Raw genomic sequence first — 8,564 nt, forward strand, 5'->3', positions numbered from 1 at the left:
CTAACCATTCCGTCGAGAGGGACCGCCCACAAGCTGCGCTTGTGGGTTCCCTTCGCGGCTTCGCCGCTACGGCGGCCCCTCACGTCAAACGTTAGGCTAAACCAATGCCGCGGGTTAAGACGTTCCGAGAAAAATTTTCGCTGTTGGATTTGATAGTCCCTGTCGGAGGGATACTCTGGCTGACTACTGGTGTGCTAACAATGGTGTTTATTCGCAACCAGCTCTCGCAGGCCATTGTTGGCGCAAGCTCACTTATTATTCTTTGGGTTTCAGGCAATTTGATATCAAAAAAGTTTGCCAAGGAACCACTTTGCCCGGATTGCAAAGGCCCCCTAGAGCCGAGCATTGAAACTGAGGGCGAAGGTGGGCAACCTTTGCTCAGATACTGCACGCACTGTGATGTGCTGTGGCATATTGGTAATTCCTTGCAAAAGGGCGGTTGATTATATGGCACAGGAGTACGGCGTTTGATTCACTATAGTGATCTGCATTCAAAATCGCCTAACCCGCCAGTCGAGAGGGACGGCCACAAGCTGCGCTTGTGGTTCCCTACGCTTCGCTCCGGCCGCCCCTCACCTCTACGTTAGAGCGCACAACTCATGACACGCACAGAGAGTATTGCGGAAGTCGAAATCAGCTTTGAGTTTTCGCGCCATTTTGGCCCGCGTTTTATTCATGGTGCCGTCACACTTCAGTTTGAAGGCTCAAAGCAGTATGAATTCAAGTCCACGGCTAGCTGGCCAAGTGGTGACAACTACGAAGAAGCTGTGAGACTTGCAATTGAAGGTGCTCTGCAAGAGATTCAAGGACATCTTCGTTCGCCGGGGGTGCTGCTCAAGAAGATTGAGTGGAATGAAATATCATCTTGTCAGGCCGGGTTTGAGCGCGCGGCAAGGGCTGCCACTTTAGCTGCATTCGACGTATAGATATGAACCACCTGCGCTCTAACCCTTCCGTCGAGAGGGACCGCCCACAAGCTGCGCTTGTGGGTTCCCTTCGCGGCTTCGCCGCTACGGCGGCCCCTCACGTCAAACGTTAGCCCGCAGGAGATTTCAGCCTTGTTTGGTCTCTTCAAAAAGAATCCGCCTCCGTCAGAACCGCCGAAACAGTTTCCGCCGGTGCCCGATTGGAAACCTGAAATGCGGCAGCCCCTTGATCGCATTGTCGAACGCGTAGGCCTCTACACCAACGGCTCACGCGACTTTGCGGTTTTCAGTTTCGGCACGTTTGCAATACTTCCAAACGGTCTTAGTGACGCCGAAGCCGAGAAACACGCCAAAGAATCACTTCACAAGGTCTTTCATGCCCATCCAGACATGAATCCAATGAACATGAAAGATGGAAATATCCTGGTTCAGTACAACCACGATGTTGCAAGTCTCGCGCTCTCTGACGTTGTTGAGCAGCACTGGTCTGAAATTGACAAGCAACACCAACGTGCACTTGCGACTTACGAGGTCTTAATTACACCGCTCGGCCACAACGTGTTTGATGACTTTGGAAAAAAGGCGCTGTTTGCGCGCTGCTATATGTTTATGGATGCCCAATCGCCCAACGTCGTTCGAATCGAGCGCCATGCGGGCTAACCATTCCGTCGAGAGGGACCGCCTGCAAGCTGCGCTTGCAGGTTCCCTTCGCGGCTTCGCCGCTCCGGCGGCCCCTCACGTCAAACGTTAGATTTCATGCGGCGATTTGATTACTCGACAGATAGCTTGCTGCTTGCTCTTACTGTGTCGTATGCAAGCGCACATTTAATTGCACTGCAACTTATCTACGGAGATTATGTATTTGCATATCTTCGGGCGATTTTTCTGTTTGTTTTTATTGCGTTGATGGCGGCAAAAGGGGTGAGGCTCAAGGAGTTTTTAGATAAAGCGATTGATCTTGCAAAACCGAAGTGCTCCATCCTATTTGTGATCGCGATTGCCTTAACAGCTGTTGTGTTGAGAGTCCTTGTGTTCAATGTTAATCACGAATCAACTCTGTCAATAACCGCCAGAGGTCTTGTCGATCACTGCATCGTTGCTCCACTTAATGAAGAGTTGTTGTTTCGCGGGATTGTTCTAACGGCACTTCTTCGTAATATGAAGTCTGCGGTTATCGCAATTGCAATTTCTGCGGCGTTCTTCGCCTCCTGTCACAACCTGCGAGATTTCTTGCATTTTATTCCGCTATTTTTGGGAGGTTGTCTTTACGGTATCGCGTTCTACGTAACTAGATCAATATCAATTCCTGTCGCTCTTCATTCAATTTGGAATATTGGTGGTTTTGTTAATGTGTCAATTGGCTGGTGAGAAATCTAACCATTCCGTCGAGAGGGACCGCCCACAAGCTGCGCTTGTGGGTTCCCTTCGCGGCTTCGCCGCTACGGCGGCCCCTCACGTCAAACGTTAGGCCGCTAATTTTTCGGCAAATTCAAATTGGTCTTCTACGTGCACCTACGGATCCACATGCGAAGGATTTTTAAAAAGCTCCGTCTTCCTCCGTGGGCAATGGTTGCTTTCGTTTTTGCAGCCATCATTGCGATGAATTTATCTTTGGCATATTTCGTGAGTTTGTTCCCGAGTGCTCAAGAGTCCTGTACTAATAAATGTTCCGCTATTGGAAAAGAAGGTGCGATGAAGAGTATTTACCGTTGGGAGCAGACGGCAGGAACAGGAGGGAGAGGCCCGGTGGAGTGCGTATGCAAATAAATGCGTCAATGTTTAACCCGCAGCCTAACCATTCCGTCGAGAGGGACCGCCCACAAGCTGCGCTTGCGGGTTCCCTTCGCGGCTTCGCCGCTTCGGCGGCCCCTCACGTCAAACGTTAAGCAGATACGATCATGGTTGAGTCCGCGCGGAAAGTATTGGATCTTCAGGTTGGAGATATATTTCATGCTACCGCCAAAGACATAGAATGCATTCTCTGTCTAGCTACGGCGGTCGAGGGCTGTGTAGTTCATGGTCTCGATTGGTGCAGAGGGTTTGAATATGCATTCGATCGCGCAACAGGGCAAGCCATTACCGGGCCGGGAATAGATGGTTGCTTCATTGACTCAGTAGCTCTACTTCCTGATACCCACCGTATCGCTCTGCTCGGGATGTCTCATAGGTACAGAAACGTACAATCCGACGCCGACCTCCGATTAACTGAAGCAGAGAAGCAGGCCTTGCTGTTTAGCAATTCATACTATGCCGAGCGCCAACTGCGATGACCAAGAGGCTGCGTATCTGCATAGGCTCAACGTTGAAGTGCAATAAACCAATGAAACCCCTGCCTAACACTACAGTCGAGTGGGACAGCCAACAAGCTGCGCTTGTTGGTGCCCTCCGCGGCTTCGCCGCTGCGGCGGCCCCTCACGTCAAACGTTAGAGCTTGCTGGTTTGGGTTGTTGGTTGAGGGCTTGCGCGTTTCAGGTTGGCCGTGCCGATTTTCGCCAAAAGCTCCTTGTTCGGTCGTGCGGCTTTTGCCTTTGTTGTTTTCTGCTCTTTGCGCAAACAGTTTGTTTCGTATGCCAGGCGTGTAGCTGCGTTCACCGCGCTTGGCCGGTGGTAAATTCGAGGCTGTTCCGTGCGGTTTTGATTTCCGCAGTTCCGTTTTACCGGTGGCCCGTCACGGCGGGCTGTTGAAATTTAGTCCGGGTGCCTGCGCTTGAGGCTTGAAAGGTCGGGGTTTTCTGTCCGGTTTCTTAACCGCAAGCCCTAACTAATCAGTCGAGCGGGACGCCCAAAAGCTTCGCTTTTGGGTTCCCTCGCTGCGCTCGGCGCCCCTCACCTCAAACGTTAGGTTTCAATGACACTTTGGCATCCGAAGACCAGAGCGGAATGGTGGCTTGCGTTTGCAGGCGCATTGCTGGTTCTTGCGCCCGCCGTTTCGTTCGGTGCTATCGGCATTGCTCAAAGCCTTAACGCTGCACAACTATCGTGGGTCGGCCCTTTGGTTGCACCGCTGCCTGCCGCCTACCTAGTTCTCGTCAGTCGCTTGCGGTCGTTGTGGAAGTTCTTGCTTGTGCCGCCTCTTGCGGTTGTCGTCGCCTTTGCGTGCGTTCCACGTTCCTCGTGTGGTGACGAAGATCAAACCCCAAATCCGCGGCTCACCGAGCATGTCGAGGTCCGCGGCTGCAATGGCTGACTCGCCGAAACCTAACAGTGCGGTCAACCGGACACCCAACCTGCTTCGCAGTTTGGGTTCCCTTCGCTGGCGCTCCGGTGCCGGTTACCTTCAACGTTAGCGCTATGAAACCTAGAACCATTGCACTTCAAATAATTTGCTGCGTAATTGGAGCGTTCTTCATCTCCATTGAGTTCATTGCAACGAAGAGTATTTCCGAAGGCGGTTTATTCTTTGGTTGGTTGTTTTTCTTTGTTGCAAGCATCCTCGGCGCGGATCACACGACAAATCCAAGCGCAATGTCCAGGCGCTTTTTCAAATCACTCGTTGTGATCTCAGCGCTTCCATTCATTGTTTTTTGTGCGTATCTACTTATCCACGCATCTGATGCAAGCCCTCTTGCCATGCTTTGGCAGGCGGCGAAGATCTTTCTTTTCATCGCGTGTGTGGCTGCCATCGCCATGGAGCGCCATCCACTTGTTCAAAGGGCTTTGAAAGCCTGCGGGTTTTCGGTATCCAAGAATGAGTGCCCGCGCTAACAATTCCGTCGAGAGGGACCGCCCACAAGCTGCGCTTGTGGGTTCCCTTCGCGGCTTCGCCGCTACGGCGGCCCCTCACGTCAAACGTTAGGCTTTTGAATCCTGCGAAAGTGTGCGATGCCACAGTTCCTTGACAGTTCATGCTCCTGCCCACGAGACGGCTATTCAGCATTCGATTCGGTTTGCCGCGCAGAACTGGCTCTACCGATTAGTGCTGACGATATCGTAAATCGCAGTTCCTTCTGTACATCGTTCCAGCTCGACGAGTTCAATGATCCGAATGAAAGTCTTACCTTGAGGGACTTCCTCTACGGATTGAAAGGCAAGGTTGGCATCTACCACATTTGGGTCCAGGAAGACTACTGCTACGAGCACCGGATCTACTCAATGCTAGGGATTTACGCAGGGAAAGGCGATGCGTTAACAAGACTACTCAGCCATGCAAAATCCAAGCTGCCAGATAACGAGCTCTTTGGTGTGTCCTTCTTTGAGTGTGAGAACCGAATAGCTAAGTACTTGGAGCAACTCTTCCTCGATACGTATTCGTTCCATCTAAACGAAAACGAAAATCCAGGCTTGCTTCATCTGTATGCGTGCTGGGATGAAGAGCGAAGAATAATGGGAACTGAATTACACAACGTTTCCAATAGACCAAATGCCCCGAGAGGCGAATAATTTGTAGCCCCATAGGGGCGTCTGCGAAAGCATAGCTGCTAGCAGCAGTGTTGATGAAGCGATATCGGCGTTCAACTCACTTGGTGAGAAATCAGTACGTCACGAGGTGGGAGGTACCGTTGTAAGCGTGATAGGCCCAGCAGCTTGCCGTTGCAAAATTGCCACCGAAAGCGGAAGAGTTAAAAATACATATGCACTTTGTGAGCACTGATCACCGCCGCTCTAACTATTCCGTCGAGAGGGACCGCCCACAAGCTGTGCTTGTGGGTTCCCTTCGCGGCTTCGCCGCTACGGCGGCCCCTCACGTCAAACGTTAGAGGTCAGCATGGCCGACATTCTCTGGCAGCGTCCTTGGAGAGCGGTATACGACGCTTCGCTAAATGATGAAGCGCGGTCTTTACAAGATGCGTTGGATCAAGAGCTCTCTATATCTCATCCGCTATTCAGTGAAGCGCCAAAAGTGATCGGCCGCAGCACCTCTGGTGACGATGTAGTGGCTCAAATGAATGATGGATCTTTCGCACTCATTCACCTTACGTGGCAAGGAAAACCAGATCAAATTCCGGAAAAGTTTCCGGCCTGGTCTCGCGTCAAGACGGTTGAGCATCTCAATTCAGTCATCGCTCAAGACGCCAAAGAGTATGACGATGAAGACCTCTAACCCTGCAGTCGAGAGGGACAGCCAAAAGCTGCGCTTTTGGTTCCCTGCGCTTCGCTCCGGCTGCCCCTCACTTCCACGTTAGAGAGCAAAGCCGTGATTGTCTCCGCAGAAGAATTTGCAAGGTTGCGTAAGAGCGATGATCCGTCGGAGTACGGACGCGCTGCCAATGAAGAAGCGGCGGAGCGTGTTTGGCTTGAGATGATAGAAAATTTCCCAGATCTTCGACAGTGGGTTGCCCACAACAAGACGGTTCCGATCTCGGTTCTTGAATACCTAAGTAACGATGACAACTCGCAAGTACGAAGTGCAGTTGCTGAAAAGAGAAAGCTCACTCCAGTTCTTTTTGAAAAGCTCGCTTGCGATCCAGATGCTTCGGTTCGCGGTCGGGTCGCAAATAACAAGAAGTGCAGTTCAGAGGCACTTGCACTTTTAGTTGAAGATAAAGAGGCTTTTGTTCGTGAGCCTGCAAAAAAGCAGATCGAGGAGCGCAATCGTGCTCTCTAACTCTTCAGTCGAGAGGGACAGCCAACAAGCTGCGCTTGTTGGTACCCTCCGTGCTTCGCACTCCGGCTGCCCCTCACTTCCACGTTAGAGCTTATCGATGCCAAAACGGGCAACCTCAAGTGCTACCTCCCGTCGAAATCTCGCTATTGCGATTTACGTCGTTTCGATGGTGTTGCCGTCATACGTTACGCGAGAGTCCGCGCTTGGAATGCCAGGTATCGGGCTTCTGTTAATCGGATGGATAGGTATCGGAAATCATATCTATGCGTGGCTCGCCAATCCGTTGATAATTTTTTGCTTCTTTGGAATGAAAAACAAGCCGACCTTGTGCTTGTATCTTTCAATCGCCGCTCTAGTCTTGTCCCTTGATTTTATGAATGTAAAGAGTTTAGGTTTTGACTCAAGCCGAGACATTGCGGCAGGCCAAGTTCTTTCGGTTGGGCTTGGAGGTGCGATATGGTTACTCAGCATCATTCTAACGATTTTTGCTTGTGCAACATTTTTCAGAGAGAAGCATTTGGCACAGAAAATTGAGCATGAAGATGAGCAAAGCTCGTAGTCTTCAAATACTGGCTGGTGCGATGGGCGTCCGCTCTAACACTACAGTCGAGAGGGACAGCCAACAAGCTGCGCTTGTTGGTTCCCTCCGCGCTACGCGCTCCGGCTGCCCCTCACTTCCACGTTAGAGCGCATAAATCGTCATGCCACAAGACGGCTTTCTTGCCCCAGATCTACAGCGTATTGAGTGCGATTTCAACGCTGTCGGCCTAAGCGATGAACCGAACGACAACTGCTTTTACTCGTTTCATCGAGAGCAAGTCGTTCTACTTAATGCGCTTATCGGTGCAAAAGTGATTTTGTATGCCCACGATTCCCCGTCTGAAATCACTGCTTGCGAGGCATGGATTGAGGTTTATCGCAGTGGCTGGCAGGGTGAGCCGGATCAATCATTTATGTTTTGCGGTTTTCGTGCACGACCGATAGAAGGCAGCTGGTTCAGTGGGGCAGTTTCACGGCTCGGGCGATTCTCATGAAGGCAAGTCAGGCGGTTGTGTTTCACGTCAATAAGTGCGGCCCGCGCTCTAACCATTCCGTCGAGAGGGACCGCCCACAAGCTGCGCTTGTGGGTTCCCTTCGCGGCTTCGCCGCTACGGCGGCCCCTCACGTCAAACGTTAGGCCAGGCCAAGTGCATACCACGAATTCAAACAATGAAACATAATAAACTTTCCTTCCTGCAAGGAGGTGCTGTTGTTTTTCTGTCCATTTCTGTGGCTTACGTAATCCATGAAATATTTCCAATCATTGATATTGGAAAGTTATCAATTATTTTTTTGATAGTATTTTTTCTGTTTAGATTAATCTTCATGCTGTCCAGCAAAAGAATACGAGAGTCGAGAGAAATGCCGACTCGAGATCACAAGGATATTAATAAAACTATAAAAATAAGGCGTCCTTTGGATGGTGCAATAGGTGGCCCAGTTATAACTGCAATACTTGCATATATTTTGTTTTATCCAGAAATGATTGGCTTGTCACTCGCCGATGCACCAACACCCGAGATATATTTAATTGTTTTTTTAACATTCCTTCCTGGGGTTTTAGGGGGGTGTGCGATGATTAACTGTCGAACATCCATAGAGCTTACAAGAAATGAAATAAAAATATTTAGGCCGAAAAGAAGTAGAAAGACAATCCACCTGTCTGACATTAATGACTTATTTGTGCCGCCAAAAGACCCGACCCCGATTTCATACGAGCCTGATTCTTGCGAGCCTGATTTATTAATAATTCATCTAAGCATCTCTGGGGCAGCGGAAGAGATAAATTTGGCCGGTCTCAATAGAAGCGCAGATGATTTTGCTGCAGATATTTCTATGCGTATAGAGGCTTTAAATGACAATCGAGCCTAACCATTTCGTCGAGAGGGACGTCCGCAAGCTGCGCTTGTGGGTTCCCTTCGCGGCTTCGCCGCTACGGCGGCCCCTCACGTCAAACGTTAGGTGCTCATGTCCGACCAAGAATGGAGGTTGCTCCTGCTTACTGCTCGCCGCTTTCTTGGCAAAGGAGCGTCTTTGTCCTGGGTAAGCGACTC

Annotated in this window: 10 protein-coding genes; all 10 read left to right on the top strand. The window is 50.6% G+C overall.

Annotated features, from left to right (window positions below; genetic code table 11):
• The first annotated feature begins 200 nt into the window (after positions 1-200).
• The 10 genes from C0V76_RS19745 to C0V76_RS19760 all read left to right on the top strand — a co-directional run bounded on the left by C0V76_RS19745 (position 201) and on the right by C0V76_RS19760 (position 8,382).
• On the top strand, positions 201-443 hold the full coding sequence (locus tag C0V76_RS19745) for a hypothetical protein (protein WP_143707480.1): 243 nt from the start codon (positions 201-203) through the stop codon (positions 441-443).
• Positions 444-599: 156 nt separating this feature from the next.
• On the top strand, positions 600-926 hold the full coding sequence (locus C0V76_RS19750; RefSeq protein WP_143707481.1) for a hypothetical protein: 327 nt from the start codon (positions 600-602) through the stop codon (positions 924-926).
• 132 nt (positions 927-1,058) lie between these two features.
• The gene (locus tag C0V76_RS19250) at positions 1,059-1,586 is read left to right on the top strand and encodes a hypothetical protein (RefSeq protein ID WP_143707482.1); all 528 of its coding nucleotides are present in this window, start codon (positions 1,059-1,061) and stop codon (positions 1,584-1,586) included.
• Between the two features lie 96 nt (positions 1,587-1,682).
• Positions 1,683-2,294, top strand: a complete 612-nt coding sequence (locus C0V76_RS19255; protein ID WP_101944541.1) for a CPBP family intramembrane glutamic endopeptidase — start codon at positions 1,683-1,685, stop codon at positions 2,292-2,294.
• Between the two features lie 1,923 nt (positions 2,295-4,217).
• On the top strand, positions 4,218-4,631 hold the full coding sequence (locus C0V76_RS19265) for a hypothetical protein (protein WP_101944543.1): 414 nt from the start codon (positions 4,218-4,220) through the stop codon (positions 4,629-4,631).
• A 1,000-nt stretch (positions 4,632-5,631) separates the two neighbouring features.
• Positions 5,632-5,967: a hypothetical protein gene (locus C0V76_RS19755; RefSeq protein WP_143707483.1), complete on the top strand. Its 336-nt coding sequence runs from the start codon at positions 5,632-5,634 to the stop codon at positions 5,965-5,967.
• Between the two features lie 93 nt (positions 5,968-6,060).
• Positions 6,061-6,471 (top strand): hypothetical protein, encoded by a 411-nt coding sequence (locus tag C0V76_RS19275; RefSeq protein ID WP_101944544.1) that lies wholly within the window; start codon positions 6,061-6,063, stop codon positions 6,469-6,471.
• Positions 6,472-6,568: 97 nt separating this feature from the next.
• A complete protein-coding gene (locus C0V76_RS19280) occupies positions 6,569-7,030 on the top strand; it encodes a hypothetical protein (RefSeq protein ID WP_143707484.1) in 462 nt (153 codons plus the stop codon).
• A gap of 142 nt (positions 7,031-7,172) precedes the next feature.
• Positions 7,173-7,505, top strand: coding sequence for a hypothetical protein (locus tag C0V76_RS19990; RefSeq protein WP_158239301.1), 333 nt, complete (start codon positions 7,173-7,175; stop codon positions 7,503-7,505).
• 175 nt (positions 7,506-7,680) lie between these two features.
• Positions 7,681-8,382 (top strand): hypothetical protein, encoded by a 702-nt coding sequence (locus C0V76_RS19760; RefSeq protein WP_143707485.1) that lies wholly within the window; start codon positions 7,681-7,683, stop codon positions 8,380-8,382.
• Positions 8,383-8,564 lie beyond the last annotated feature (182 nt).

The sequence above is a fragment of the Uliginosibacterium sp. TH139 genome (genome assembly GCF_002855595.1).
Taxonomy (GTDB): domain Bacteria; phylum Pseudomonadota; class Gammaproteobacteria; order Burkholderiales; family Rhodocyclaceae; genus Uliginosibacterium; species Uliginosibacterium aquaticum.